Below are 24,570 nucleotides of genomic sequence, written 5' to 3' on the forward strand. Positions count from 1 at the left end.
CTTCGCGGGGACGACGGTGTTTGGTGGAGTGTTGCGTATGGAGCCAAGCAGGGAGCGGGTCTCTCAGCTATCGTCGTCCTCGAAATCCTCATCGGCCACGCCTTCGCGGCCATAGCGGTTTTCAAGGTCGTCCATCGTTTCTTCGCCGCGATAGGCGGACATGTCGATCACGCCGCTCGAATCCATCTGGTTCATGTGATCGACCAGATCCTCGACATCGTCCTCGTCGTCGATGCCGCCCTTCACTTTCTCGCTGTCTTCGAGGCCGAACACGCCGGTCGCGCGGTCCTGCGCCTCTTCGGCAACGGACTGGGCCTGCGCTTCCTCGTCATCCTGCTCGGGATTGAAGTTTTCGGGCGCGGAATCGTCGGGACGTTCGATCATGGCGTGTCTCCTTTGCCGGGTTAACGGCTAGGGGAACGCCCGGGTTCCGGTATTGGAAGGACGCGACGGAAAAGAGACTTCCGTCGCGTTTCCCTCTCAGCGCGTCGGAACCGGCGTTTCGCCCGAATAATCGTAGAAGCCCCGGCCGGACTTGCGGCCGTACCAGCCGGCTTCGACGTACTTTTGCAGCAGGGGAGCGGGGCGGTACTTGGGATCGCCGGTGGTCGCCAGGAACACCTTCATGATCTCATAGAGCGTGTCGAGACCCACGAAATCGGCCAGAGTCAGCGGCCCCATCGGATGATTGGCGCCAAGCCGCATGCCGGCGTCGATATCCTCGACCGAAGCCAGCCCCTCGCCCAGTACGAAGATCGCCTCGTTGAGCAGCGGGCAGAGAATGCGGTTGACCACGAAGCCCGGGGCATCGCCGGCCAGCACCACGGTCTTGCCCAGCGCTTCGCCGAAGGCCTTCATCCGCGCGGTGGTTTCCGGAGATGTCGCGAGGCCGGGGATTACTTCCACAAGGCCCATCACCGGCACCGGGTTGAAGAAGTGCAGCCCGCAGAACCGCGCCGCGTCGGGCGAACTGGCGGCCATGCGGGTGATCGGGATCGAGCTGGTGTTCGAGGCGAGGATGGCATTGGCGCCCAGCACTTCGCCCACGGCGCCGAAGATCTTGAGCTTGATGTCCTCGCGCTCGGTGGCGGCTTCGATGATGAGGTCGCAATCGCCCATCGTCGAATAGTCTCCCGCCGTGGAGATGCGGGGAAGCAGCGCGTCGACGTCGGCCTGGGCGATCTTTTCCTTGGCCACCAGCTTGGCGAGGCCCTTGGCAATGCCGGCCTTGCCCTTCTCGGCAATGTCGATCGCAATATCGGACAGGACCACGTCCATGCCCTTGCTCGCCACGGTCTGGGCGATGCCCGAACCCATGATGCCCGCACCGATGATTCCGACTTTCCGCACTGCCAAACTCCTCTGCTGGTCTCGTTACGGAGCAGATGCCTAGCGGTTCTGGCCGGGTACCCAAAGCACGTCGTCGGCCCCGTTCGCATTCACCGCCCGGGCGAGCACGAAGAGATAGTCGCTGAGGCGGTTGATGTAGGCCAGCGCGGCCGGATTGGCCGGCACTTCTGCCGCCATGGCGACGGCGGCCCGCTCCGCGCTGCGGGCGGAGGCGCGGGCGATGTGGACGCGCGCGGCGGCCTCGCTGCCGCCGGGCAGGATGAAGCTTTTGAGCGGCTGGAGGTGGGCGTTGATCGCGTCGATCTCGCTTTCCAGCCATGTCACTTGCGCGGGCACGATGCGCAGGGTCATCTCGCCCGGCGTGAAATCGTCGCCGGGGGTGGCGAGATCGGCGCCGAGATCGAACAGGTCGTTCTGGATGCGGGTGAGGATCGCGGCGTGCGGCGTGCCGGTCAGCGCGCAGATGGCAAGGCCGATTGCGCAGTTCGCCTCGTCCACCTTGCCGATCGCTTCCATGCGGGCTGCGTACTTGGGCAGGCGCGAGCCGTCGACGAGGCCCGTGGTGCCATCGTCACCCGTGCGGGTGTAGATCTTGTTGAGCTTTACCAAGGTGGAGTCCTTTGAAAATCCGCCGTTGGCGGATTTTGGCGGCAAAAGCCTTAGCGCGCCATCGCGATCAGGATAGCGCAGACCACCACGGCGGCGGCCTGATACTTGATGCGGTTGAACATCATCTTGTTCTGGAGAAGCTGGTTGGCAGTCGGCCCCGTGGCGCCCGGATCGCGGTTCAGGTCTTCCTTCGTGCTCTGCATGAAAGCGGCGATGCCGCGCACGAGGCTGACGACGACCATGATCACCAGCAGGACGATGATGGGGACGAGAATATAGGTCATGGGCTATGGTCTACGCCCGAGGAAAGCGAAATGCCAGCCGGGAAGCGGTGCCGGCGAAGCGCCTCGGCGATAGCCTTGCCGTCCTCGCCCGCGCGCCGCCGATCGCCGAGCGAGGGCGACCCGCGCCGCTTGGCCAGCTTGCGTCCGTCCGGCTCCAGCAGCAGCGGGTGATGGTGCCAGACTGGCATCGGCAGGCCGAGCAGGGCTTGCAGCAGGCGGTGGACGTGGCTGGCCGGAAACAGGTCCATCCCCCGCGTGACGAGCGTGATGCCATCCGCCGCATCGTCGAGCGTGGCGGCAAGGTGGTAGCTGGCGGGAAGGTCTTTCCTGAGCAGTACCACGTCGCCGAAGACCTCCGGCGTGGCGGTCTGCGGACCGGCCAGTTCGTCGGTCCAGGTGAGCGCGCCGGTCAGGTCCAGCGCGCGGGTGACGTCAAGCCGCCAGGCCGCGCCTTCGGGATCGACGCTTTCGGACGTGCCAAGACGGTGACGGCAAGTGCCGGGATAGACCGGGCCGTCGGGGCCCATCGCAGTGGCAGCGGCGGCGATCTCGGCGCGCGTGCAGCGGCAGGGGTAGAGCAGGCCCATGGCTTTCAGGCGCTCGCCCGCTTCGGCATAAGTCGCCAGCCGCCGGGACTGGAAACCTGCCTCCCCGTCCCAGCCAAGGCCAAGCCATTCGAGATCGCGGAAGAATTCCTCGGTGAATTCCGGGCGGCTGCGTTCGCCGTCGATATCCTCGATCCGCAGCAGGAATTCGCCGCCCCGTGCGCGGGCAATGTCATGCGCCACCACCGCCGCATAGGCGTGGCCGAGGTGAAGTGGGCCGTTGGGGCTGGGGGCAAAGCGGGTGCGGATCATCTCCCTCTGCTCCTACCGGTTGGACCGCTTGCCGCAAGGCCCCGTAACTTTGTGCATAACTTCGGGAGAAGATGTGCGTGGCCTGTGTGCATCACGTGGACAGCTTGTGGAATCATTGTGCGCAAGCTGTGGATTGTTGTATGGGGCCACCCCGGTCTCGGCTTGACGCCGACTCGCGTAAATGCTGCAAAGAAACACATGCGTTGCCATGAAACCGCAATCAGGGCCTGCGACAGGAGGCCATGCTCAAGTCGGAGCTGATAGAGCGCGCGGCCCGGTTCCGCAGCGCGGAGGATGATCCCTCCCGAAGTCTTTCAGACTGCCCTGCTCTAGTGCTCAATGCGGACTACACGCCGCTTTCCTACTACCCTCTCAGCCTCTGGCCCTGGCAGACCGCGATCAAGGCGATCGTGTTGGAAAGGGTGGACATCATCTCCAGCTACGACCGGGTGGTCCACAGCCCGAGCTGGTCGATGCAGATCCCCTCGGTGATCGCGCTTCGCCAATATGTGAAGCCTTCGGAGTTTCCCGCCTTCACACGTTTCAATCTGTTCCTGCGCGACAGGTTCAGCTGCCAGTACTGCGGCTCCCCCCACCAGCTGACGTTCGACCATGTGGTGCCGCGCCGGCTTGGCGGGCGCACGAGCTGGGAAAACATCCTCACCGCCTGCGCGCCCTGCAATCTCAAGAAGGGCGGGCGCACCCCCAAGCAGGCGCATATGCCGCCGCTGGTGGCGCCGATCCGGCCGACGAGCTGGCAACTCCTCGAACGCGGCCGGGCGTTTCCGCCCAACTACCTGCACGAGACGTGGCGGGACTGGCTCTATTGGGACATCGAGCTGGAGGCTTGAGGGCGGCGCTCTTGTGGGGCTAGGGCGCCATTTTCCTTAACTCACCTCGTTATGCTGAACTTGTTTCAGCATCTATCGCGCCGCTCAAGCTCTGCTCTGGCCGGAAAAATGGATGCTGAAACAAGTTCAGCATGACGAGGTGGGGTGGGCTTTCGCGGCATCCTGTGCCAGTCGGGCCCCCGGTTCCCTCAGTGCAGCGTTTCGGGCACGCTTTCGGCCTCGGCCCGGGTGCCGCCGTCGACCGAGGCGGTCAGCGCCACGTCCATCGTCACATTGCCCACCGTGCGCATGAGGTCAGGCAGGACTTCCACCGCCACCAGCACGCCCAGCGGCCAGAGGGGTACGCCCATGGCTGCCGCGATGGGGCCGATCGAGGAGACGAAGCTGATCGTGCCCGGCAGCGAAACCGCGCCGAACGTCGTCGCGAACGCCACCAATGTGCCCGCGATCAGCGCGCCGGTGGTCAGCTCGATCCCGGCCAGCTTCGCGGCATAGACCGCGACCGCCATGTTCATCGCCGGGCCTGTCGCGCGGAACAGGGTGACGGCCAGCGGCAGGACGAACTCGGCAGTCGTGCCCGAAACGCCAAGCTTGCGGCTGGAGGCCAGCATCGCCGGCAGCGTCGCGATCGAGGACTGGGTGGAGATGGCGACGATCTGCGCCGGCAGGATCGCGGCGGCAAAGGCGGGCAGGGGGCGGCGTCCGCCGAAAACGGCAATCACATAGCCCGCGATCATCACCACGGTACCGACCGCCGTGACCAGCACGATATAATGCGCCAGCGCGCCCAGTGCCGCGCCGCCGCTGCGCACGCCAAGGCCGAAGCCCAGTGCGAATACGCCGATGGGGGCAAGCGTGAGAACCCAGCCGATCACCACCATCATCGCGCCGGCCACGCCCTCGAACAGCACGGCGAGCAGGCGGCGCGGCTCGTCGGCAAGACGGGTGGAGGCAATGGCGAAGAGCGCGACGAACACGATCACCGGCAGCATGGCGTCGGCCGCGGCGGCGGAGATCACGTTCTCGGGCATCAGCGAGGAGAGGAAGTCGGCGATGCCCGGCACTTTGCCTGGATCGTCGGCATGGGCGAACTGGACGCCGGCGGGAATCGGGAAGAATTTCAGCAGCAACGGCATGGCCACCGCGCCCAGCACGGCGCTGAAGGCAAGGAAGCCGACAATGGTGCCCAGCGTGCGCCGCGCCATGGCCCCGGCCTGCGCGACGGCAATGGTCTCGACAATGCCGGTGAACAGCAGGCCGGCGACCAGCGGCAGGATCGTCATCTGCAAGCCCTGAAGCCAGAGCGAACCGATCGGCCCGACCACTTGCAGCACCGGCACCGCCTTCGGGCTGCCGGCAAGAACAAGCCCCAGCACCAGCCCCACGACGAGGCCGATCAGGGTGAGCGTGCCGGGAACCCGGATTTCGGGAATGCGGGAGGCACTACTTTCGATGGCCATCGGGCTGGGGGTATTCATCGGGCTCCTGGGGAATTGCGACCTTGGTCTTCTTCTCCATACTGAGCGCAGTGGCGCATGGCAATTTGCCGAAGGCTTGGGTAAGAGCGCGCGTCATCGGCCATTCACGAAATGGTCTCCAAGAGGGCAGGTCATGAGCAGACAGTTCTTCGGCACAGACGGCATTCGCGGCCGCACCAATCAAGGCGCTATGACCGCCGCCATCGCCATGAAAGTCGGCCAGGCGGCCGGCACCCGCTTCCTGCGCGGCAGCCACCGGCACCGCGTGGTGATCGGCAAGGACACGCGCCTGTCGGGCTACATGCTGGAAAACGCGATGGTCGCGGGCTTCACCAGCGTGGGCATGGACGTCGTGCTGCTGGGCCCGATGCCGACTCCGGCCGTCGCCCTGCTGACCCGCGAGTTGCGCGCCGACGTGGGCGTGATGATCTCCGCCAGTCACAACCCTTACGAGGACAACGGCATCAAGCTGTTCGGCCCCGACGGCTTCAAGCTCTCCGACGAGGATGAGCTGGCGATCGAGGCGATGCTGGCGCAGGACATCGCGCTTGCCGCGTCCGAGGAAATCGGCCGGGCCCGCCGCATCGATGACGCTCGGGGGCGCTATATCCACGCCGTGAAGCGCTCGCTGCCCGAAGCAGTACGTCTGGATGGGCTGAAGATTGCCGTCGATTGCGCCAATGGCGCGGCCTATCAGGTGGCGCCTTCCGCCTTCTGGGAACTCGGCGCGGAAGTCGTGTCGATTGGCGTCACGCCCAACGGCAAGAACATCAACGCCAAGTGCGGCTCCACTCATGTCGAGGCCTTGCAGGAAACCGTGGTGTCCTCGGGCGCGGACATCGGCATTGCGCTCGATGGCGATGCCGACCGTCTGATCGTGGTCGACGAGAAGGGCAAGACCGTCGACGGTGACCAGATCATGGCGCTGATCGGCACCCAGCTTGCCGCGCGCGGCGCGCTGCGCGGCGGCGGCGTGGTGGCGACGGTGATGTCGAACCTCGGCCTCGAACGCTATCTGAACGGGCAGGGCCTGACGCTGGAGCGCACCAAGGTGGGCGACCGCCATGTGCTGGAACGCATGCGCGCGGGCGGCTTCAATGTCGGCGGCGAGCAGTCGGGCCACATGATCCTGCTCGACCACGCGACTACCGGCGATGGTACCGTGGCGGCGCTTCAGGTGCTGGCTGCGCTGGTCCAGTCGGGCAAGCCGGCGAGCGAGGTGCTGCACCTCTTCGATCCGGTGCCGCAACTGCTGCGCAATGTCCGCTTCGCGGGCGGCAAGCCGCTTGAGGCGGACCGTGTGAAGGCCGTGATTGCCGAGGCCGAGGCCGCCTTGAACGGCAAGGGCCGCCTCGTGATCCGCGCCTCCGGTACCGAGCCGGTGATCCGCGTGATGGCAGAGGGTGACAATGCCGGCGAGGTCGAGGCGGCCGTCGCCTCGATCTGCGCTGCCGTGGAAGAGGCTGCTGCCTGACCCTTCGACAGGCTCAGGGTGAGCGGGAGATTTTGAATGCTTGAAATGCGCCCCGATTGCGAACGCTGCGGTGCCGATCTGCCTGCCGAGGCACCCGGCGCTTTCATTTGCAGCTTCGAATGCACGTACTGCGTCGAATGCGCCGAAGCGCTGGACGACATCTGCCCCAATTGCGGCGGCGAACTGGTCGACCGGCCTACGCGGGCGAAGCAGCACTTCGATTCCGCGCCGCCGTCGAAGGAACGGCGCTTCAAGGGATAAATGGTTCGCGCGGAGGCGCGGAGACGCGGAGGAGTTTTGGTTGCACCACAGGCTCTCCATTCCATCGGCAGCAACAACCGCCAACGATGGAATGGAGAGCCTGCGGCGCCGCAAACTTTCTCCGCGTCTCCGCGCCTCCGCGCGAACCTAGAAATAGCGCTCACGCGCCGAAGTGGCGCTTTAGGAAGGAATGGATTCGCGCAAAGGCGCAAAGGCGCGAAGAGGTCGTGCCTGCGGCGAAGCCGCGCTTCCTTCATTCATAGCCTCGATGGAAATGAGAAAGGGAGCCTGCGGCGCAGGATGACCTCTTTGCGCCTTTGCGCCTTTGCGCGAATCCAAAACAGCACGGCGCTTGTCGAAGCCCGCCGCTGCTGTCATCAGCCCAACCCATGACCACACCGCCCCGCATCCTCTCCATCGCCGGTTCCGATTCCTCGGGCGGCGCGGGAATTCAGGCCGATATCAAGACCATCAGCGTGCTTGGCGGCTACGCCATGACCGCGATCACCGCGATCACTGCGCAGAATACTTGCGGCGTCACGGACGTCGTGGCGCTCGCGCCGGAGATGGTCGCAGCGCAGATCGATGCCTGCGTCAGCGACATCGGCGTCGATGCCGTGAAGATCGGCATGCTCGGCAGCCCGGAGATCGCGCATATTGTTGCCGAGCGGCTGGAAGCGCTGGACGTGCCGGTGATTTTCGATCCCGTCATGATCGCCACCAGCGGCTCGGTGCTGGCGGACGCCGCGACGATCGCCGCCTTCGAGCGGCTGATGGCACTGGCCACACTGACCACCCCCAATGTGCCCGAACTGGCCGCGCTGGGCGGCGATGCGGGGCTGGCGGCGCGCGGAGTCGCCTATATCGCCAAGGGCGGCGATGCCGAGGGACCGGTGGTCGAAGACCGGCTGGTCCTGCCGGGCGAGGCGCCGCTGTCGTGGAACGCGCCGCGTATCGAGACGCGGCACACCCACGGCACCGGCTGCACCTTCTCCAGCGCTATCGCGACATTCATGGGCCGGGGCGAGAGTCTGGTTTCGGCCGTGGAACAGGCCCGCGCGTTCGTGCGTGCCGCGCTGCTGGCCGCGCCCGGCTTCGGTGCCGGGCATGGTCCGCTGGGCCATCAGGCCGTGCGCTGAGACCAATCGGCAGCGTCGAGCCGCAAGTAGACGCTGTCACACCAGACGCCGCCGACTTGCCAGGTGCGCGCGGCGCGTCCCGTTTCGCGAAAGCCCAGCCGTGACAGCAGGGCAAGACAGCGGTCATTGCGCGGGTCCACATCCGCGTGGACTTGCGGCAGCCGGTGCACGGCGAAAGCGCGGGCGATCACGGCTTCCAGCGCCTCGCGGGCCAATCCCTGGCCCCAAAACGCGGGATCGAGGATGAAGCCGATCTCCGGAAAGCGCCAAAGTCCGGCCTTGCCGATCACGCGGTCATTCAGCGTGACGATGAAGTCCTCGCCCGCGCCCTCGGGAATGGCGATCATGCCGTCCAGCCATTCGCGGGTCTCGGCCAGGTCCTTGTGCGGCGGCCGCGACCAGTAGGCCATCGCCGCCGGCTGCACGAAGATGGCGTGGAGCGCTTCGGCGTCGGTCGGCAGCGCGGGGCGCAGCAGCAGCCTTTCGGTGCGAAGCTGCGCCATCTCGCCTTACCTCAGCCGCATTCGAGATCGTAGAACTGGCGTACGACGTCCCAGCCTTCCTCGGCGGTTTCGCACCAGTGGAACAGCTTGAGATCGGCCTTGTTGATCACGCCTTCCTCGGCCAGCGCCTCGAAATTGATGACGCGCTCCCAGAATTCGCGGCCGTAGAGCAGGATCGGCATCGGCTTCATCTTGCCGGTCTGCACCAGCGTCAGCAGTTCGAAGAACTCGTCGAACGTGCCGAAGCCGCCCGGGAACACCGCCACCGCGCGGGCGCGCAGCAGGAAGTGCATCTTGCGCAGTGCAAAATAGTGGAACTGGAACGAGAGGCGCGGCGTCACATAGGGATTGGGCGCCTGCTCGTGCGGCAGCACGATGTTGAGCGCCAGCGTCTCCGCGCCCACTTCATAAGCGCCGCGATTGGCCGCTTCCATGATCGAGGGGCCGCCGCCCGAGCAGACCACGAACTGGCGCATGCCCTTTTCCACGACCGCACACTTGCTGGCGATGCGGGCAAGCTTGCGCGCTTCCTCGTAATACTTGGCCTTGGCGACAAGGCGGTCGGCAACCACCTTTTCCTCGTCGGTGGTGGCGCGGGCGAGCACGGCTTCGCACTGTTCGGGTGAGGGGATGCGGGCGGAGCCGTACATCACCAGCGTGGAGCCGATGTTGGCCTCTTCCAGCAGCATCTCGGGCTTGAGCAGCTCAAGCTGGAAACGCACCGGGCGCAGTTCGTCGCGCAGGAGGAATTCGGTGTCCTGGAAGGCAAGGCGGTAGGAGGGGTTCTGCGTTTGCAGCGTGCCTTCCTGCGCATCGGCGAAAGAGGCTTCCTGCTCGGCCTTGTAGAACCGGCGCTTGGTGACTTTGGCGTCTTCAGTATCGTTCATCGGGGTACCATGGCCGCAGGACGCGGCGTGAGAAAGCACAAATATCTAGGACGCTTGTGGTTGCGCGCAAGAGATGCGCGCGCCTAGTTTCGATTCCATGACGAATTCGATCCTTACGCGCCGTGGGGCGCTTGCCGGTATCGGCATTGCGGCGGTAGCGGCGGCCCTGCCGGTCTTTCCGGTGCTTTCGGCCCCCATTGCGCCCCGGCTGGTGAAGCCGCCGCGCCTGCGCGCGGGCGACACGCTCGGGCTGGTGGCACCCGCCGGGTTCATTGGTGACCGTTTCGGGCTGGATGAAGTCATGACGACGGTCCGCGCGATGGGCCTGGTGCCCAAGCCCGCGCCGCACATGCTGGAGCGGGAGGGCTATCTGGCCGGCTCCGACCGCACGCGGGCCGACGATCTCATGGCCATGTTCGCCGACCCGGACGTGCGCGGCGTGATGGCGGTGCGCGGCGGCTGGGGCTGTGCGCGGATCCTGCCGCTGCTCGACTATGCGAAGATCGCGAGGAACCCGAAGCTGTTCGTCGGCTTCAGCGACAACACCGCGCTCCACCTCGCATTCGCCGCTCGGACCGGCGTGGCCAGCATTCACGGGCCCAATGCCAGTGCATCGTGGCCGCCCGCCGCATGGGCGAATTTCCACGCGCTCGCGTTCGAAGCGGCGACGCCGACGTGGCAAGTGCCCGAAGGGGCGGGGGTGAACCTGTCCGGGCGCGGCAAGGACTTGCGCACGTTCCACGGCGGCACCGCGCGCGGGCGGCTGCTCGGTGGCAATCTCAGTGTGCTTTCGGGGCTGGTCGGTACGCCTTACCTGCCCGATTTCACTGGTGCCGTGCTGTTCCTGGAAGACACCAACGAATCGGAATACCGGATCGACCGCATGCTCACCCAGCTCGCGCTGGCGGGCGTGTTCGACAAAGTGGCGGGCGTGGTCTTTGGGCAATGCACCAATTGCACCAACCCGGACGGCGGCTTCTCCAACTTCACGATATACGAAGTGCTGGACCGCCAGTTCGGCGGCTTGAAAGTGCCCGCTTTCCAAGGCTTGCAGATCGGCCACATCGCCGCGCAGGCGAGTGTGCCGGTTGGTCTGCCGGTGGAGATCGACGCCGATGCCGGGACGATGCGTCTGCTGGAACCGGCCGTCAGTTGATGGGCCGAGGAGGCGCGATCAGCGGATCATGCTGGCGGCCGAGTCCGTGCCGCGTGACAAGGTCCGCATAGACCCGCGCGTCCAGCGGCTCCGCGAATTCCAGCCCGGTCCCGTGCCGCCCGCTCCACGCGACAAAGGCCATCGCCGGGCGGCATCCGGGCAGGCCGAGGTTGATGGCCTCGTCGATCTCCAGCGCATCGATGCCCTCGATCCGGGCGCCGAAGCGGGTGAGGTCCTTGAGCACGACGGTACAGCTCGTGAAGGCGCTCCGGAACTTCGCCATCATCTCGACCGGCTCGCGGCGATCCCGGATGACGGGGGCCGTATCGTATCTATCCATGTGCACCATCCTGGACCGGCTAACCGTCTGTCTTCGCAGAAAAGATAGACGCGCTTCCCTTAGCGGGCCTTTCCGCCCGGCTAAGGGTATTCCGCAGGGCTTTAACCCCGGCGCGCCAGCGGCTAGTGCTGGTGACACATCCCCCAGCATCCGGACCCCGCCGATGACCCGTTCCCTGCTCGATCCCCTGCCGCTGCCCGACTATGCGGCGCTCACTCCTGCCGCGATCGGCGAGGCGCTCGACCTTGCGTTGGCGGACATGCGCGCGGTCGTGGACCGGATCATCGCGGAAAAGCCGAAGGACTTCGACGCGGCATGGCTGCCGCTCGAACAAGCCGATGTCGCCATCGAGGCACTGTGGTCGGCGGTTTCGCACCTCAAGTCGGTGGCCAATACGCCCGAACTGCGCGAGGCGCATGCCGCCGGGCAGCAGCGCATCGTCGAGACCATGACGGCGGTGTTCCAGGATCACGACCTCTACGAAGTGATCGCCGCGCTGGAGGCAGCTCCCGAATTCGCGAAGCGCTCCGCCGCGGATCGCGCTGCGGTCGAGCATATGCTGCGCAGCTTCCGCCTTTCGGGCGTGGCTCTGGATGCCGCGCCGCGCGCGCGTTTTGCCGAGATCTCGGTCGAGCTGGCCGGGCTGTCGACGGAGTTCTCCGCCGCCGTGCTCGACGCCACCGACGCCTGGTCCGAACATGTCACCGATGCCGAAGTGCTCGCGGGCATCCCCGAAGCGGCCATGGCGATGTTCGCCGCGAACGCCGAGGCCAAGGGGCTGGACGGGGGCTGGGTGGTCACGCTCCAGTGGCCGAGCGTCAATGCGGTGCTGACTTTTGCCGAGAATCGGGGCCTGCGCGAGCGCGTCTATGCCGCTTTCGGCACCCGCGCGTCGGATCAGGGCCCCGATGCCGGAAAGTTCGATAATACCCAGCGCATCGCCCGTATCCTCGAACTGCGGCGTGAGGCTGCGGGCCTGCTGGGCTTTGCCGATCCGGTCGAATGGTCGCTCGCCACCAAGATGGCCCCCAATGCGGGGGAAGTGCTGCACTTCCTGCGCGATCTGGCATCGCGTGCACGCCCCGGCGCCGAGCGCGATCTGGCCGATGCGCGTGCTTTCGCGGCGCAGGAGCTTGGCATCGACGATCTCCAGCCGTGGGACCTGACCCACGTTGCCAACCGCATGCGCCTGTCGCGCTTCGCGGTCGACGAGCAGGCGGTGCGCGCCTACTTCCCGGTCGAGCGCGTGCTGGCCGGCTGGCAGGTGCTGCTCGGCCGCCTCTTCGGCATCACCTTGGTCGAGCGGACCGACGTGGCGCTCTGGCATGCCGATGCACGCTACTACGACGTTGCCGACGATGACGGCACGGTGATTGCCGGTGTCTACCTCGATCTTCATGCGAGGGCGGGCAAGCAGGGCGGCGCGTGGATGGCGCAGGCCCGCCCGCGTCTCTCCGCCGGAGCCTCCGGCAGCAACGCTGGCCGCGTGCCGGTCGCCTACCTCACCTGCAATTTCGCGCCGAAGGGCGGCGATACGCCTTCCCTGCTCGCGCATAGCGAGGTGGAGACGCTGCTGCATGAGACCGGGCACTGCCTCCACCACCTGTTCACCCGCGTGAACCGCCCGAACGTGGCAGGCACCAGCGGTTTCGAATGGGACGCGATCGAGCTGCCGAGCCAGCTGATGGAAGACTTCGCCTGGGACCGTGAAGTGCTGACCGGCATGTCCGGCCATTACCGCACCGGCGAGCCGCTTCCCGTCGATCTCTTCGAGAAGATGCTGGCTGCGCGCCGCTTCCAGTCCGGCCTGTTCGTGCTGCGCCAGATCGAATTCGGCCTGTTCGACCTCCTGCTCCACCTCGGCACCATGGGCAGCGATCCGATGGAAGTGATCGGGGCGGTGCGTGAGGAAGTGGCCGTGGTCCATCCGCCCGAATGGCATCGTTTCCCGCATGCCTTCACCCACGTCTTCTCGGGCGGCTATGCCTCTGGCTATTACAGCTATCTCTGGGCCGAAGTGCTCGCTGCCGACGGCTTCCGCAAGTTCGTCGAGGCGGGCGTGGTGGACCGCGCCACGGGCGATGCCTTCCGCGACGAAGTGCTGGCGCGCGGCGCCACGCGCCCGGCGGCCGAGAGCTATCGCGCGTTCCGGGGGCGCGACGCCGAAGTCACGGCCTTGCTGGAACGGCGCGGCCTGCTGGGATGAACGCCATCGGTGCGAGCGACCGGCGCCTCTGGCTGCGCGAGGCGGTGCGACGTATCGAGGCGGACTACAACCGGTCCGCCGATACGCACCTGATCCGGCTGGACCTGCCGCGCTATCCGGGCATCACGCTCTATCTCAAGGACGAAAGCTCGCACCCCACCGGCAGCCTGAAGCACCGGCTGGCGCGCTCGCTGTTCCTCTATGCGCTGTGCAACGAGTGGATCGGGCCGGATACTTGCGTGATCGAGGCCAGCTCGGGCTCGACAGCGGTGAGCGAGGCCTATTTCGCGCGCATGCTGGGCCTGCGCTTCATCGCCGTGGTGCCGGCCACCACCGCGCAGCCCAAGCTGGACGAGATCCGCTTCCACGGCGGCGAGATCCATGCGGTGGACGATCCGCGCACGGTCTATCAGGTGGCCCACGACCTCGCGCGGCGGACCGGCGGGCATTACCTCGACCAGTTCACTTATGCCGAGCGGGCGACCGACTGGCGCGGCAACAACAACATCGCGGAGAGCATCTTCCACCAGATGGCGGAGGAAGAGCATCCGGAGCCCACCTGGGTCGTCTGCGGTGCGGGCACCGGCGGCACGTCGGCCACGATCGGCCGGTTCCTGCGCTATCGCCGCCATGCCACGCGGCTTTGCGTGGCCGATCCCGAGCATTCCGTCTTCCACCGCCACTTCGCCGACCGGGCCGAGACCACGCTGCCCGAAGGCTGCGCGGCGCTGATCGAGGGCATCGGCCGTCCGCGCGTGGAGCCGAGCTTCGTGCCGGGCGTGGTCGACCGCATGATCGCGGTTCCGGACGGGGAGAGCATTGGCGCCATGCGCGCGCTCTCGGCCCGGCTGGGGCGGCGCGTCGGCGGGTCCACCGGCACCAATCTCTGGGCCTGTGCGGCGATTGCCGAGGAGATGCATGCCGCCGGGGAGCAGGGAAGCATCGTCACGCTGCTCTGCGACGGCGGCGCGCGCTATGGCTGCACCTATTACGATGACGGCTGGCTGGCCGAACGCGGGCTGGACTGGCGCCCGGCAGAAGCACGCATCGCCCGGTTCCTCGGCGCGGCCTAAGGGCCATGCCGACCGGGAGCGCAGACCGGCCGCGCTCCCCGAAAAATGCGCGCGGGGGCAGTGTACTCGCGCGCGGATTGCCGTAAGTCCACGCCGATTCGCAATTTTCGAAAAGGGCAGGCAGTGACGGCATATCGTGAAACGCGCGCAGGCCGGTGTTTGGGCCGGGGAGCGGGCCAGTGAACGAATATCGCCGCAATGCCCGCATCCTCACTGCCAGCCTCGTCGGCACGGCGGTCGAATTCTACGACTTCTACGTCTACGCCACGGCCGCCGCACTGGTGTTCGGGCCGCTGTTCTTCCCATCCGATTCCCCGTCGGCCCAGCAATTCGCGGCCTATGCCAGCTTCGGCGTGGCCTTCGTCGCCCGTCCCGTGGGCGCGACGCTGTTCGGCCATTTCGGGGACCGGATCGGCCGCAAGTCCACACTGGTCGCCTCGCTGCTGCTGATGGGCAGTGCCACCGTCGCCATCGGACTGTTGCCGACCTACGAGAGTGCCGGATGGGTCGCGCCGTTCCTGCTCTGCCTGATGCGTTTCGCGCAGGGGCTGGGGCTGGGCGGCGAATGGGGCGGCGCGGCGCTGCTAGCGGTAGAGAACGCACCGCCCGGCTGGCGCGCGCGCTTCGGCATGTTCCCGCAGTTGGGCGCGCCGGTCGGCTTTATCGCCGCCAACGGGCTGTTTCTTGTTCTCAGCATGACGCTGTCCGAAGGCGATTTCGTGCGCTGGGGCTGGCGGATTCCCTTCCTGCTCAGTTCGGTGCTGGTCGGCCTTGGCCTGTGGATCCGCTTCCGCCTTGCCGAGACACCGTCGTTCGCGGCGATGCACGGCGAGCGGCCCAAGTCGATCCCCATCGTAGAACTGTTCCGGACCCACATGCGCCAGACGCTGGCGGGTACTTTCGCCGTCGTGGCCTGCTTCGCGATCTACTACCTGACCACCGCCTTTGCGCTGGGCTACGGCACCAAGACGCTCGGCTATGGGCGGCAGGCCTTCCTTGGCGTGCAGCTTTTCGCGATCCTGTTCATGGCGGTGGGCATCGTGCTGGCCGGCTATGCAGCGGATCGCTGGTCCTCACGCGGAGTGCTGATCGCCGGCAGCGCGGGCTCCATCGTCGTGGGCCTGCTGATGGGGCCGATGTTCGCGGCGGGATCGCTCACCGCCATCGCCGCCTTCCTGTCGCTCGGCCTGTTCACGATGGGCTTCGTCTACGGGCCGCTGGCCTCGCTGCTGCCGCAGTTGTTCGACGCGCGGGTGCGCTATACCGGCTCGTCGATCGCCTTCAACGTCGGCGGCATCCTGGGCGGCGGCTTCGCGCCGGCCATCGCGCAGGGGCTGGTGGACAAGGGCGGCGTGCTGTTCGTCGGGCTCTATATCTCGGTAGCGGCCGTGCTCAGCCTTGTCGGTCTGCTCTGGGTGCCGCGCCATACCGAGGCCAATTTCGCGGGCTAATAGGGCGCGCTAATCCGGCGCGCCATATTCGGCGGCGAGCGCCCGCAGGTTGTCATCGCGCTGCACGCCAGTGGAGCGCATCACGCCGGCCAGCGCCACATAGGCGCCCACGGTGAAGAGGAAGTCGAGCATCTGCCGCTCGTCCCACTCTTCGCGCAGGGCCGCCCAGTTTTCGGGCGAAACCTCGTGGCGTTCCACCAGATCCTCGGTGGCGCGGATCACCGAGCATTCGAATTCCGTGAAATAGGGATCGTCGGCGCCAACTTGCAGCGGCCGGAACATCTCGGGCGAGAGGCCGCAGAGCATGCTGGTGTTGAGATGGCTCGACCACATGTAGCGCGCCTTGCACAGCCATGCCGTGCGCATGATCGCGATCTGGCGCTCCTTGACCGGCAGGGTGCTGGTGGAGAGCAAGTGGACGTTGAACTGCGAGAACAGGTCGCCAAGCTGCGGATGGTGCGCAAAGGTCATCAGCACCGGGTTGCGATCCGCATTCTTGAAGAAGCCGCCGGTCCAGCGGTTGAAGAACTGGTCAGTTTCCTCGGTGAAGCGTTCGGGCTCCAAGGGCGGAATGCGCGGTGCGGGATCGGGCTGGTGCATGGTTCGTGTCCCTCTGCGTGGCGGCGGCAGAGGATGGCATCGCCAAACCGGGGAGCCAATCGCGCCGGCGTTTCTTGTGCCGGACCGCGTTTCGGCGACGGGGCGCAAGGAAGCGCGGAGCCACTTTCAAAGGTATTGCCGATTCGGTGATGATGAGGGCCGCGCTGGCCCTTTGCGCACGCGCGGCACGGTAACGGCGTTCGTCCGCCGCAGCATTTCTATTCGGGTCGAAAGAAAGCCCCCATATCGCCCCGTGGCAGGCGCAAGGCGTGCAAATGCCCGCAGCCAGCGCGGTCCGCGCCTTCGCGCGTGAGGGCACAATGCCCTGCTATTCCAGCGATGTATGGAGAATTGGATGCCCCGCGAGGATTCGAACCTCGATAGACGGAATCAGAATCCGTAGTCTTACCATTAGACGACGGGGCATCGGGAGGCGCCCCTCTAGTAGCGGTCGTGATTCGGGTCAACACCCTTTTTTACTGCCCTTGCTCCTTTGTCGTGGGGGCGTTAGCATCAGGGCAGGTATCCGCCACGCATGGCGGCAGATTTATTGAACGAGATTTGAAATCATGGCGGAGCACGATCCGCCGGCAGCAAGAGTCGACGTGTCGGGCCGCCCAGGAAGGCGGCGCAAGGCAAGGAGGGGCAAATCGCGCCCGTCCGGTCCAGGCACGGCCAAAGCGAAGGTGCAGGCCAAGGATGGCGGCGCCGTCGCGGCAGGCGGAGCGCCGCGCGAAGAATCATCTAACGGATCGGCGGCGCCGCCTCGCCGTGACCAGCCACGTACGGCCCGGAAAACCGGCAAGTCGCGCAAGGCGGTGCGACGCAATTCGGCGCGCGCGAAATCGCGGCCGGCAGAGGCACGCGCTCCGGAAGTACAGATCCCCGAATCGCATTTCGAGGTTCCTGCTGCTGAAGCGCGCAGGTCTGAGGCGCGCGTCACTGCCGGGCCCTCGACCATGCCGCGTCCGGGCGGGCGCCAATCCTATGCGGCGATCGACCTTGGCACCAACAACTGCCGCCTGCTGATCGCCCGGCCTTCGGGCGAGAACTTCACGGTGATCGATGCCTTCAGCCGCGTCGTCCGTCTGGGCGAGGGGCTGGCCCAGTCCGGCCGCCTGTCCGACGAGGCGATGGAACGCACGCTGGCGGCGCTGCGCGTCTGTGCGGACAAGCTGATGCGGCGCAACGTCTACCTTGCCCGCTCGGTGGCGACCGAGGCCTGTCGCCGCGCCGTCAACGGGCCGGAGTTCATCGAGCGCGTGCGCAAGGAAACCGGCATCGCGCTCGACATCATCAGTGCGCGGGAAGAAGCGCGGCTGGCCGTGCTCGGCTGCCACGTGCTGCTGGAAGCGGGGCTGGGCCCGGCGATGATCTTCGATATCGGCGGCGGCTCCACCGAACTCGTGCTGATCGAGAGCACGGGCACGGTGCCGCGCATCCTCGACTGGCAGTCGGTGCCCTGGGGCGTTGTCTCGCTCACCGAAAGCTGCGGGCCGGAAGGCACGACGCTGGAAGATCGGCTGGCCCGCTACCGCCACATGCACGGCCTTGTCGCGGACAGTTTCGCCGCTTTCGCCAAGCGGGTTTCGCCCGCGCGGGAAAGCGCCGCGCAGACCGGCCCGCTGCGTCTGCTGGGCACCAGCGGCACGGTGACGACGCTGGCCAGCCTGCACCTCGAACTGCCGCAGTACGATCGCCGCATGGTCGACGGGCTGATCGTGCCCGCCGAATCGATGCGCGATATCAGCACGCGTCTCTCATCGATGTCGCTCGCGGAGCGGCGCGAACTCAACTGCATCGGGCGTGAGCGCGCAGACCTTGTGGTCGCGGGCTGCGCCATTCTTGAGGCGATTCTCGACCTCTGGCCCGCTGCCCGTCTGGGTGTCGCCGACCGCGGCATTCGTGAGGGCATTCTGCGGAGCCTGATCGCCTCGCACTCTACCGGCCGCAGCCTGATCGCCGCAGCCGACGTACAACCATTGGAGAGCCGGCCATGAGCCGTTCCGGACGCGACCCCAACGAGCGGCTTCGCACTGGCAAGAAACGCACGACCAGCTCTGCGCGCTGGCTCACGCGCCAGATCAACGACCCTTACGTGAAGCAGGCCAAGGCCGACGGCTATCGCAGCCGCGCGGCCTACAAGCTGATCGAGCTGGACGAAAAGTTCGACCTGTTCAAAGGCGTCAACCGCGCGGTCGACCTGGGCATTGCGCCGGGCGGCTGGAGCCAGGTCCTGCGCCTCAAGAGCCCGAAGACCAAGATCGTCGGCATCGACCTGCTGCCTACCGACCCGATCGAGGGCGTGACGATCTTCGAGATGGACTTCATGTCGGATGAGGCCCCTGCCGCGCTGGAAGGCGCTCTGGACGGGCCGCCCGACCTCGTGCTGTCCGACATGGCCGCCAATACGGTGGGCCACAAGCAGACCGACCACTTGCGGACGATGGGCCTTGTCGAAACGGCGGCAGATTTCGCGATCCAGTATCTCGCGCCCGGCGGCACGTTCGTCGCCAAGGTCTTCGCGGGCGGGACCGACACCGAACTGCTCGGCATTCTGAAGCGGCGCTTCGCCAGCGTGAAGCACGCCAAGCCACCTGCCAGCCGAAAGGGTTCCTCCGAGTGGTACGTGATCGCGAAGGGTTTCAAGGGGCGCGAAGAAGCATGAGCACTTATGTCGTGCTGCCGGGCATCGGCGGCTCCGGTTCGGCGCACTGGCAGACATTGTGGGAACAGAGCGATCCGGCGATGAGCCGGTTCGCGCCATCGAGCTGGGACGAGCCCGAACTGGACGACTGGATCGCCGCGCTCGACCGCGCCGTGGCGGCGGCAGAAGAGCCGCCGATCCTGATCGCGCACAGTCTGGCCTGCCTGCTGGTTGCGCATTGGAGCGCGCGTTCGGCGCTGCCCGTGCGCGGGGCCTTGCTGGTGGCGGTCCCGGATCCCGACGGCAGCGCTTTCCCGGCCGAGGCGCGCGGGTTCGCCGAACCACCGACATCGCCTCTGCGATTTCCGGCGTTGATCGTTGCCAGCACAGACGATCCCTATGGCCCGATAGGTCATGCGCGCCTGCGTTCGCGGCAGTGGGAATGCCCGCTGATCGAAGCCGGTGCGCTCAGCCACATCAACGGTGCGAGCGGGCTGGGCGACTGGTCCTGGGGCCGCGCGCAGCTGGACGGCTTTGTGCAGAGCCTTCCCGTCACCCAAATCTGAGCAGAAACGAAAACGGCCCGCAGCGCGACTCGGTGACGCCTGCGGGCCGTTTTCTGCCGACCGAAGCCGGATTGGGTAAAGCGAAAATGCTTACTTGGCGGGTGCCGCGCTCGCCTTTGCGGCGGGAGCAGGCGCAGCGCCTGCCGGAGCCTTGGCATCTGCCGCGGCCTTGGCATCTGCCGGAGCCTTGGCGTCGGCTGCAGCAGCCGCAGGCGCCGCAGTCGGAAGCGGCAGGTTCGAACCCTGCGAATTCAGGTAAGCGATGACATTGGCGCGGTCTTCACCCTTGGGGAGGCCCGCGAAAGTCATCTTGGTGCCGGGAGCGAAGGCTTTCGGGCTCTTGAGCCACTGGTTCAGCTTGTCGAAGTCCCACTTGCCGCCCACGCCCGTGAGCGCGTCGGAGAAGGCAAAGCCGCCCACACCCTTGCCGATGTCCTCACCGACAACGCCGTGGAGGTTGGGGCCGATGCCGTTGGCGCCGCCCGGAGTGATCGTGTGGCAGGACTGGCACTTGGCGAAAGTCGCCTGACCCTTGGCGGGATCGGCCTTGGCCAGCAGCGTCTCGATCGGAACTTCCGCAGCACCTTCGGTAGTCTCTTCGACGCCTTCGATGGCATAACCCATGGTCTCGGGACGATGTGGCTTGTCCGCGCGAAAGTAATGCGAGCTGACGCTGGCAAGACCCAGACCGACGATGCCGGCGAACAGCGTCCAACCGACAATTGTGTTGAAACGATCGTCCATGTCCTGATTGCCCCGGGTATTGTTATGATGATCCTCTTAGCTTGGAGGCTCTAATGTTGCCCGCAAGTTAGCGCAAGAGCCATTGCGGTTGAGGCCAATGCCGACTAATCGCGCCAGCACTATGAATTCCTATCCCAAACCCGCATTCGACCTCGTTTCACGGATGGTGGAGGCTGCCGCTGTCGATCCCGCCCGGGCGATGGCGCTTCAGGGGGCGCCCGGATGCAATTCGCACCGCGCCGCGCTCGAGTACGATTCCGGCTGCCTGCCGCTGCCGTGCTTTTCGTTCGAAGATGCGCTGGATGCGGTGAAGGAAGGCCAGGCGGAGCGCGCGATCATTCCGATCGAGAACTCGCAGCACGGGCGCGTGGCCGATATTCACTTCCTGCTGCCCGAGAGCGGCCTGTCGATCGTCGGCGAGCATTTCATGTCGATCGAGCATGCGCTGATGGCGCTGGGCGACGGGCCGTTCTCGGTGGCCTACAGTCATCCGCAAGGCCTTGGCCAGTCGCGCCGCTATCTGCGCGAGCGCGGCATCGTGCCGATGTCTTACGCCGATACCGCCGGCGCGGCGGCTTTCGTGCGCGAGCAGGGCGATCCTGCCGCGAGCGCCATCGCGCCGAAACTGGCGGCCGAACTCTACGATCTCAAGATCATCGAGGAGAATGTCGAGGACGCGGCGGACAACACCACGCGCTTCGTCGTGCTTGCCCGTGAGCCGCTCGATCCTTTCGCGCTTCAGGGCGAGAAGGCGATGACCACGTTCATCTTCGAGGTGAAGAACATTGCCGCCGCGCTCTACAAGGCGCTGGGCGGGTTTGCGACCAACGGCGTCAACATGACGAAGCTGGAAAGCTACCAGATCGGCGCGAGCTTCGCCGCGACGACGTTCTACGCCGATATCGAAGGCGCTCCGGGCGATCCGCGCGTCGATTCGGCGCTGAAGGAACTGGCGTTCCACTGCAAGTACGTGCGCCCGCTGGGTACCTATCGCCAGGCTCGCCCCCGCGGTTGACGGGGGGCGGCGAACGTCCTCTTCCATCCGGGGAAAACCGCCGCCCGGACAGAACGTTAATGCGGTGCGCCTTGCCTGCGCATGCGGGCCGTGCCAAGCATCCCCGCCGTGGCAGATGGTGGGGCTCAAATGGCGGGTGCGACCGCATCCCGGGACGCGGCGAGCGACTGGGAAGCCGTGCGGGGCGCGGCCGATATCCAGTACGCGCCGCTGCCGAAGGTCCCCGCGCCGCCCGTGCACATGCCCGGATGGCTGCGTGTGCTGGGTGAATGGCTTGAAGCCCTGCTCGGACCGATCGGCCGGCTGCTCGGCATATCGTGGCCGGTCTTCCAATATGTCCTGATCGGCCTTGCCGTTCTGCTGGTGCTGTTCGTGCTGTGGCGCTTGCTGGGCCCACTGTTGCAGCGCCCGGCCAAAAGCGCGGAGGATCCGGCGGAAGCCTGGCTGCCCGACCGGGACGAGGCCATGGCCCTGCTCGGCGATGCCGACCGGCTGGCCGCCGAGGGCCGGTTTGCGGAGGCGACGCATCTCCTGCTTCGCCGCAGCGTCCAGCAGATCCGCGCGACCCGGCCCGAATGGCTCCATCCGGCCAGCACCGCGCGCGAGATCGCGACGCTGCCCGCCTTGCCCGAAACCGGGCGCAACGCTTTCGCCACGATCGCGCAGCGCGTCGAGCGCAGCCGCTTTGCACTGCGTGACCTCAACGCGCAGGACTGGGCCGCCGCGCGCGGGGCCTATGCCGAATTCGCCCAGATCAGGTTCACGGTATGAACGGCGATCTCCCGTCCGGAACCGTCGCGGTGGGCGCCAATCCGTTCTCGCGCTGGTCGGTGCTGGCCGTGGTCTTGCTCGGCTGCGCTCTCTTCGTTGCGTTGCTGTGGATGATCGGTACCGGCACCGGTTTCGGCGAGACCAATGACGGGCAGGCCCATGCCGAAGGACGCGGCCTCAACGGCTATGCGGCGATGGCCACATACCTCGAACGGCGCGGCTATGCGGTGCGCCGCTCCCGCAACGAGGGGGCGCTGGACAAGCCGGGCCTGCTGGTGCTGACGCCGCCGCCTTTTGCCGATGGCAAGGAGATCGACAAGATCGTCTCGCGGCGGCGCTACGTTGGCCCGACGTTGGTGATCTCGCCCAAGTGGTTCGCTTTCGCCGCATCGCGCGAACAGCAGCAGAAGGGCGCGAAGACGGGCTGGGTCAATCTCGCCGGGCCGAGGCCGCCCGAATGGAGGGGCTTCCTCGACGACCTTACCGTCGGCCTGAACCCGACCGATCCGCACGGTGCGCGCGTGCGCTGGAGCGGAATGGGCGTTCAGGGCGCCTTGCCCGGTCGCCAGCCCGTGCTGTGGGGCAAGGGCCGCGATCTGGTGCCGCTGGTGCGCGATGGCAATGGGAATATCCTTGCCGGGTTCATGGCGGACGGCGGCCACTATCCGGTGCTGGAGCAGGTCGCGGGAGTTGCTCCGGACGATGTGGATCCGCAGGATCGTCTCCAGCCGATCATGATGGTTTTCGACCCCGATCTCGTCAACAACTGGGGCATGGCCGACCAGAATTCGGCGCGGCTGATTGACGCGCTGGTGGCGGCGAGCGGGGCGCGGCCGGGCGATACGATCACCTTCGATCTTACACTGAATGGCTTCGGCAATGCTCAGAACCTGCTGACGCTGGCGTTCACGCCGCCGTTCCTGGCGGCGACGCTGTGCCTGCTGCTGGCCGCGCTGGTGCTCGGCTGGCGCGCCTTCCTGCGGTTTGGACCACCACTTGCGGAGGGCCGGGCCATTGCATTCGGCAAGCGCGCGCTGGTCGCCAATGCGGCGGGTTTAGTGCGCCGCACCGGGCGCCTGCACCTGATCGCGCGGCCCTATGCGGACCATGCCCGCGAGCGGCTGGTCCGGGCGTTGGCGCTGCCGCGCACGCTTGACGGACCGGACGCCGATGCCGCGATCGACCGCGCGCTGGCCTCGCGCGATCCGGCCGCCGAACCCTTTTCCGCGATCGCCGCGCGCCTGAGGCAGGCCCGGCGTCCGCAAGACCTCGTCAAGGCTGCGCGCGACCTTCACGCGCTTGAAAGGATGCTGACCCGATGACCGATGCCCAGACCCTTGGTTTCGAGGGCGACCTTGCGCAGGTCGCCGCGCTCGCGGCCGACATTCGCGAGGAGATCGCCAAGGCGGTGGTCGGTCAGCGCGAGGTTGTGGAGCATATGCTGATCGCGCTGCTGGCGCGCGGCCACGTGCTGCTCGAAGGGCCTCCGGGCACGGCCAAGACGTTCCTTTCGCAATGCTTCGCGGCCGCGCTGGGGCTCGATTTCGGGCGCATCCAGTTCACGCCGGACCTGATGCCGGGCGACATCCTCGGCTCGAACCTGTTCAACTTCCAGACCAGCCAGTTCACGCTGACGCGCGGCCCGATCTTCTGCGACCTGCTGCTGGCGGATGAGATCAACCGCACCCCGCCCAAGACCCAGGCCGCGCTGCTCGAAGCGATGCAGGAGCGCCGCGTGACGCTCGACGGTACCGCGCATGCACTGCCCGCGCAGTTCATGGTGGTGGCGACGCAGAACCCGATCGAGAGCCAGGGCGTCTACCCGCTGCCCGAAGCGCAGCTCGACCGCTTCCTGTTCAAGCTCGACGTCGCCTATCCCAGCCTTGAGGAAGAGCGGCGGATCGTCGCGCGCTTCGGCGAAAATCGTGGCGCGCCCACCCCGGCCGAATGCGGCGTGTCGGCAGTGGCGAACCGGGCCCTGCTCGACGCTGCTTCGCGCACGGTGTCGCACGTGAAGCTGGCCGAGAGCGTGACCGATTATGTCGTGCGCCTCGTCCGCGCCACGCGCGAAAGCCCGGACCTTGCCGGCGGGGCCTCTCCGCGCGCGGCGGTGTTGCTGGCCGGCGCGGCCCGTGCCCGTGCCGCGCTCGACGGGCGCGACTACGTGGTGCCCGATGACGTCAAGGCGCTGGCGCCCAGCGTGCTGCGCCACCGCCTGCTGCTGAGCCCGGCGGCCGAGATCGAGGGCAAGCAGGTCGAGGCGCTCGTCGCCTACCTCGTCGAACAGACTGAGGCACCGCGCTGACCC

The 24,570-nt window shown here is 66.7% G+C and carries 27 protein-coding genes and 1 tRNA gene; 15 read left to right on the forward strand and 13 right to left on the reverse strand.

What is annotated here, in order from left to right:
• Positions 1-63: 63 nt before the first annotated feature.
• From EDF56_RS12910 to gluQRS, 5 genes are all read right to left on the reverse strand, one after another.
• Positions 64-384, reverse strand: coding sequence for a hypothetical protein (locus EDF56_RS12910; protein WP_132387989.1), 321 nt, complete (start codon positions 382-384; stop codon positions 64-66).
• Between the two features lie 96 nt (positions 385-480).
• On the reverse strand, positions 481-1,350 hold the full coding sequence (locus tag EDF56_RS12915; RefSeq protein WP_132387991.1) for a 3-hydroxyacyl-CoA dehydrogenase NAD-binding domain-containing protein: 870 nt from the start codon (positions 1,348-1,350) through the stop codon (positions 481-483).
• Between the two features lie 39 nt (positions 1,351-1,389).
• Positions 1,390-1,959, reverse strand: coding sequence for a cob(I)yrinic acid a,c-diamide adenosyltransferase (locus EDF56_RS12920; protein WP_132387993.1), 570 nt, complete (start codon positions 1,957-1,959; stop codon positions 1,390-1,392).
• Positions 1,960-2,009: 50 nt separating this feature from the next.
• Positions 2,010-2,243 carry an HIG1 domain-containing protein gene (locus EDF56_RS12925; protein WP_132387995.1) on the reverse strand — a complete coding sequence of 78 codons (234 nt, stop codon included), beginning with the start codon at positions 2,241-2,243 and terminating at the stop codon, positions 2,010-2,012.
• Entirely contained in the window at positions 2,240-3,100 is an 861-nt protein-coding gene (gluQRS, locus tag EDF56_RS12930; protein WP_132387997.1) for a tRNA glutamyl-Q(34) synthetase GluQRS, read from the reverse strand. Before gluQRS ends, EDF56_RS12925 begins: the two co-directional genes overlap by 4 nt.
• 242 nt (positions 3,101-3,342) lie before the next feature.
• Here gluQRS and EDF56_RS12935 point away from each other — a divergent pair, with 242 nt between their 5' ends.
• Positions 3,343-3,951, forward strand: coding sequence for an HNH endonuclease (locus EDF56_RS12935; RefSeq protein WP_132387999.1), 609 nt, complete (start codon positions 3,343-3,345; stop codon positions 3,949-3,951).
• A gap of 188 nt (positions 3,952-4,139) precedes the next feature.
• Here EDF56_RS12935 and EDF56_RS12940 read toward each other — a convergent pair whose 3' ends face one another.
• Positions 4,140-5,429: a cation:dicarboxylase symporter family transporter gene (locus EDF56_RS12940; RefSeq protein WP_132388001.1), complete on the reverse strand. Its 1,290-nt coding sequence runs from the start codon at positions 5,427-5,429 to the stop codon at positions 4,140-4,142.
• 133 nt (positions 5,430-5,562) lie between these two features.
• Here EDF56_RS12940 and glmM point away from each other — a divergent pair, with 133 nt between their 5' ends.
• On the forward strand, positions 5,563-6,903 hold the full coding sequence (gene glmM / locus EDF56_RS12945; RefSeq protein ID WP_132388003.1) for a phosphoglucosamine mutase: 1,341 nt from the start codon (positions 5,563-5,565) through the stop codon (positions 6,901-6,903).
• A 36-nt stretch (positions 6,904-6,939) separates the two neighbouring features.
• On the forward strand, positions 6,940-7,164 hold the full coding sequence (locus EDF56_RS12950; RefSeq protein WP_132388005.1) for a DUF1272 domain-containing protein: 225 nt from the start codon (positions 6,940-6,942) through the stop codon (positions 7,162-7,164).
• Positions 7,165-7,344: 180 nt separating this feature from the next.
• On the opposite strand, the gene EDF56_RS12955 is transcribed toward EDF56_RS12950, so the two are convergent.
• Complete coding sequence (locus tag EDF56_RS12955; protein WP_132388007.1) at positions 7,345-7,542, reverse strand: hypothetical protein; 198 nt, start codon at positions 7,540-7,542, stop codon at positions 7,345-7,347.
• 11 nt (positions 7,543-7,553) lie between these two features.
• On the opposite strand from EDF56_RS12955, the gene thiD reads away from it, so the two are divergent.
• Positions 7,554-8,303 carry a bifunctional hydroxymethylpyrimidine kinase/phosphomethylpyrimidine kinase gene (gene thiD, locus EDF56_RS12960; protein WP_132388009.1) on the forward strand — a complete coding sequence of 250 codons (750 nt, stop codon included), beginning with the start codon at positions 7,554-7,556 and terminating at the stop codon, positions 8,301-8,303.
• Here thiD and EDF56_RS12965 read toward each other — a convergent pair.
• The gene (locus EDF56_RS12965; RefSeq protein ID WP_132388011.1) at positions 8,288-8,806 is read right to left on the reverse strand and encodes a GNAT family protein; all 519 of its coding nucleotides are present in this window, start codon (positions 8,804-8,806) and stop codon (positions 8,288-8,290) included. The genes thiD and EDF56_RS12965 overlap by 16 nt on opposite strands.
• 11 nt (positions 8,807-8,817) lie before the next feature.
• The gene (locus EDF56_RS12970) at positions 8,818-9,693 is read right to left on the reverse strand and encodes a TIGR00730 family Rossman fold protein (RefSeq protein WP_132388013.1); all 876 of its coding nucleotides are present in this window, start codon (positions 9,691-9,693) and stop codon (positions 8,818-8,820) included.
• A gap of 97 nt (positions 9,694-9,790) precedes the next feature.
• Here EDF56_RS12970 and EDF56_RS12975 point away from each other — a divergent pair, with 97 nt between their 5' ends.
• On the forward strand, positions 9,791-10,849 hold the full coding sequence (locus tag EDF56_RS12975) for an LD-carboxypeptidase (protein WP_132388015.1): 1,059 nt from the start codon (positions 9,791-9,793) through the stop codon (positions 10,847-10,849).
• Here the strand turns inward: EDF56_RS12975 and EDF56_RS12980 are convergent.
• On the reverse strand, positions 10,842-11,189 hold the full coding sequence (locus EDF56_RS12980; RefSeq protein ID WP_243652571.1) for a hypothetical protein: 348 nt from the start codon (positions 11,187-11,189) through the stop codon (positions 10,842-10,844). The two genes, EDF56_RS12975 and EDF56_RS12980, sit on opposite strands and share 8 nt — an antisense overlap.
• A 163-nt stretch (positions 11,190-11,352) precedes the next feature.
• On the opposite strand from EDF56_RS12980, the gene EDF56_RS12985 reads away from it, so the two are divergent.
• The 3 genes from EDF56_RS12985 to EDF56_RS12995 all read left to right on the forward strand — a co-directional run bounded on the left by EDF56_RS12985 (position 11,353) and on the right by EDF56_RS12995 (position 15,919).
• Complete coding sequence (locus EDF56_RS12985) at positions 11,353-13,395, forward strand: M3 family metallopeptidase (RefSeq protein WP_132388019.1); 2,043 nt, start codon at positions 11,353-11,355, stop codon at positions 13,393-13,395.
• Positions 13,392-14,468, forward strand: coding sequence for a PLP-dependent cysteine synthase family protein (locus EDF56_RS12990; RefSeq protein ID WP_132388021.1), 1,077 nt, complete (start codon positions 13,392-13,394; stop codon positions 14,466-14,468). Before EDF56_RS12985 ends, EDF56_RS12990 begins: the two co-directional genes overlap by 4 nt.
• A 179-nt stretch (positions 14,469-14,647) precedes the next feature.
• Positions 14,648-15,919, forward strand: a complete 1,272-nt coding sequence (locus EDF56_RS12995) for an MFS transporter (RefSeq protein WP_132388023.1) — start codon at positions 14,648-14,650, stop codon at positions 15,917-15,919.
• Between the two features lie 9 nt (positions 15,920-15,928).
• Here the strand turns inward: EDF56_RS12995 and EDF56_RS13000 are convergent, their stop codons facing one another.
• Together EDF56_RS13000 and EDF56_RS13005 are read right to left on the reverse strand one after the other, a co-directional pair.
• On the reverse strand, positions 15,929-16,519 hold the full coding sequence (locus EDF56_RS13000; protein ID WP_132388025.1) for a carboxymuconolactone decarboxylase family protein: 591 nt from the start codon (positions 16,517-16,519) through the stop codon (positions 15,929-15,931).
• Between the two features lie 352 nt (positions 16,520-16,871).
• Positions 16,872-16,945 (reverse strand) — tRNA-Gln (locus EDF56_RS13005).
• Between the two features lie 143 nt (positions 16,946-17,088).
• Here EDF56_RS13005 and EDF56_RS13010 point away from each other — a divergent pair.
• From EDF56_RS13010 to EDF56_RS13020, 3 genes are read left to right on the forward strand one after another with little or no spacing between them, the layout of a single operon-like run.
• Positions 17,089-18,519, forward strand: a complete 1,431-nt coding sequence (locus tag EDF56_RS13010; protein WP_132388027.1) for a Ppx/GppA phosphatase family protein — start codon at positions 17,089-17,091, stop codon at positions 18,517-18,519.
• A complete protein-coding gene (locus EDF56_RS13015; protein ID WP_132388029.1) occupies positions 18,516-19,187 on the forward strand; it encodes an RlmE family RNA methyltransferase in 672 nt (223 codons plus the stop codon). The genes EDF56_RS13010 and EDF56_RS13015 overlap by 4 nt, the downstream gene beginning before the upstream one ends.
• Positions 19,184-19,732: an alpha/beta hydrolase gene (locus EDF56_RS13020; protein WP_132388031.1), complete on the forward strand. Its 549-nt coding sequence runs from the start codon at positions 19,184-19,186 to the stop codon at positions 19,730-19,732. Before EDF56_RS13015 ends, EDF56_RS13020 begins: the two co-directional genes overlap by 4 nt.
• Positions 19,733-19,822: 90 nt before the next feature.
• Here the strand turns inward: EDF56_RS13020 and EDF56_RS13025 are convergent, their stop codons facing one another.
• A complete protein-coding gene (locus EDF56_RS13025) occupies positions 19,823-20,476 on the reverse strand; it encodes a cytochrome c family protein (protein ID WP_132388033.1) in 654 nt (217 codons plus the stop codon).
• Positions 20,477-20,597: 121 nt separating this feature from the next.
• On the opposite strand from EDF56_RS13025, the gene EDF56_RS13030 reads away from it, so the two are divergent.
• The 4 genes from EDF56_RS13030 (at position 20,598) to EDF56_RS13045 (ending at position 24,567) form a co-directional block, all read left to right on the forward strand.
• The gene (locus tag EDF56_RS13030) at positions 20,598-21,491 is read left to right on the forward strand and encodes a prephenate dehydratase (RefSeq protein WP_132388579.1); all 894 of its coding nucleotides are present in this window, start codon (positions 20,598-20,600) and stop codon (positions 21,489-21,491) included.
• A gap of 129 nt (positions 21,492-21,620) precedes the next feature.
• A complete protein-coding gene (locus EDF56_RS13035; protein WP_132388035.1) occupies positions 21,621-22,262 on the forward strand; it encodes a hypothetical protein in 642 nt (213 codons plus the stop codon).
• A complete protein-coding gene (locus tag EDF56_RS13040; protein WP_132388037.1) occupies positions 22,259-23,584 on the forward strand; it encodes a DUF4350 domain-containing protein in 1,326 nt (441 codons plus the stop codon). Before EDF56_RS13035 ends, EDF56_RS13040 begins: the two co-directional genes overlap by 4 nt.
• On the forward strand, positions 23,581-24,567 hold the full coding sequence (locus EDF56_RS13045) for a MoxR family ATPase (RefSeq protein ID WP_132388039.1): 987 nt from the start codon (positions 23,581-23,583) through the stop codon (positions 24,565-24,567). Before EDF56_RS13040 ends, EDF56_RS13045 begins: the two co-directional genes overlap by 4 nt.
• Positions 24,568-24,570 lie beyond the last annotated feature (3 nt).

This window comes from Novosphingobium sp. PhB165, from assembly GCF_004341845.1.
In the GTDB taxonomy this organism is placed as follows: domain Bacteria; phylum Pseudomonadota; class Alphaproteobacteria; order Sphingomonadales; family Sphingomonadaceae; genus Novosphingobium.

Bases quoted from the DNA above. Each gene is read 5' to 3' on its own strand.
- EDF56_RS12910 (WP_132387989.1), bottom strand. From the start codon at position 384: ATGATCGAACGTCCCGACGATTCCGCGCCCGAAAACTTCAATCCCGAG.
- EDF56_RS12925 (WP_132387995.1), bottom strand. From the start codon at position 2,243: ATGACCTATATTCTCGTCCCCATCATCGTCCTGCTGGTGATCATGGTC.
- gluQRS (WP_132387997.1), bottom strand. From the start codon at position 3,100: ATGATCCGCACCCGCTTTGCCCCCAGCCCCAACGGCCCACTTCACCTC.
- EDF56_RS12935 (WP_132387999.1), top strand. From the start codon at position 3,343: ATGCTCAAGTCGGAGCTGATAGAGCGCGCGGCCCGGTTCCGCAGCGCG.
- EDF56_RS12940 (WP_132388001.1), bottom strand. From the start codon at position 5,429: ATGAATACCCCCAGCCCGATGGCCATCGAAAGTAGTGCCTCCCGCATT.
- glmM (WP_132388003.1), top strand. From the start codon at position 5,563: ATGAGCAGACAGTTCTTCGGCACAGACGGCATTCGCGGCCGCACCAAT.
- EDF56_RS12950 (WP_132388005.1), top strand. From the start codon at position 6,940: ATGCTTGAAATGCGCCCCGATTGCGAACGCTGCGGTGCCGATCTGCCT.
- EDF56_RS12955 (WP_132388007.1), bottom strand. From the start codon at position 7,542: ATGACAGCAGCGGCGGGCTTCGACAAGCGCCGTGCTGTTTTGGATTCG.
- thiD (WP_132388009.1), top strand. From the start codon at position 7,554: ATGACCACACCGCCCCGCATCCTCTCCATCGCCGGTTCCGATTCCTCG.
- EDF56_RS12965 (WP_132388011.1), bottom strand. From the start codon at position 8,806: ATGGCGCAGCTTCGCACCGAAAGGCTGCTGCTGCGCCCCGCGCTGCCG.
- EDF56_RS12970 (WP_132388013.1), bottom strand. From the start codon at position 9,693: ATGAACGATACTGAAGACGCCAAAGTCACCAAGCGCCGGTTCTACAAG.
- EDF56_RS12975 (WP_132388015.1), top strand. From the start codon at position 9,791: ATGACGAATTCGATCCTTACGCGCCGTGGGGCGCTTGCCGGTATCGGC.
- EDF56_RS12980 (WP_243652571.1), bottom strand. From the start codon at position 11,189: ATGGATAGATACGATACGGCCCCCGTCATCCGGGATCGCCGCGAGCCG.
- EDF56_RS12985 (WP_132388019.1), top strand. From the start codon at position 11,353: ATGACCCGTTCCCTGCTCGATCCCCTGCCGCTGCCCGACTATGCGGCG.
- EDF56_RS12990 (WP_132388021.1), top strand. From the start codon at position 13,392: ATGAACGCCATCGGTGCGAGCGACCGGCGCCTCTGGCTGCGCGAGGCG.
- EDF56_RS13000 (WP_132388025.1), bottom strand. From the start codon at position 16,519: ATGCACCAGCCCGATCCCGCACCGCGCATTCCGCCCTTGGAGCCCGAA.
- EDF56_RS13010 (WP_132388027.1), top strand. From the start codon at position 17,089: ATGGCGGAGCACGATCCGCCGGCAGCAAGAGTCGACGTGTCGGGCCGC.
- EDF56_RS13015 (WP_132388029.1), top strand. From the start codon at position 18,516: ATGAGCCGTTCCGGACGCGACCCCAACGAGCGGCTTCGCACTGGCAAG.
- EDF56_RS13020 (WP_132388031.1), top strand. From the start codon at position 19,184: ATGAGCACTTATGTCGTGCTGCCGGGCATCGGCGGCTCCGGTTCGGCG.
- EDF56_RS13025 (WP_132388033.1), bottom strand. From the start codon at position 20,476: ATGGACGATCGTTTCAACACAATTGTCGGTTGGACGCTGTTCGCCGGC.
- EDF56_RS13030 (WP_132388579.1), top strand. From the start codon at position 20,598: ATGAATTCCTATCCCAAACCCGCATTCGACCTCGTTTCACGGATGGTG.
- EDF56_RS13035 (WP_132388035.1), top strand. From the start codon at position 21,621: ATGGCGGGTGCGACCGCATCCCGGGACGCGGCGAGCGACTGGGAAGCC.
- EDF56_RS13040 (WP_132388037.1), top strand. From the start codon at position 22,259: ATGAACGGCGATCTCCCGTCCGGAACCGTCGCGGTGGGCGCCAATCCG.
- EDF56_RS13045 (WP_132388039.1), top strand. From the start codon at position 23,581: ATGACCGATGCCCAGACCCTTGGTTTCGAGGGCGACCTTGCGCAGGTC.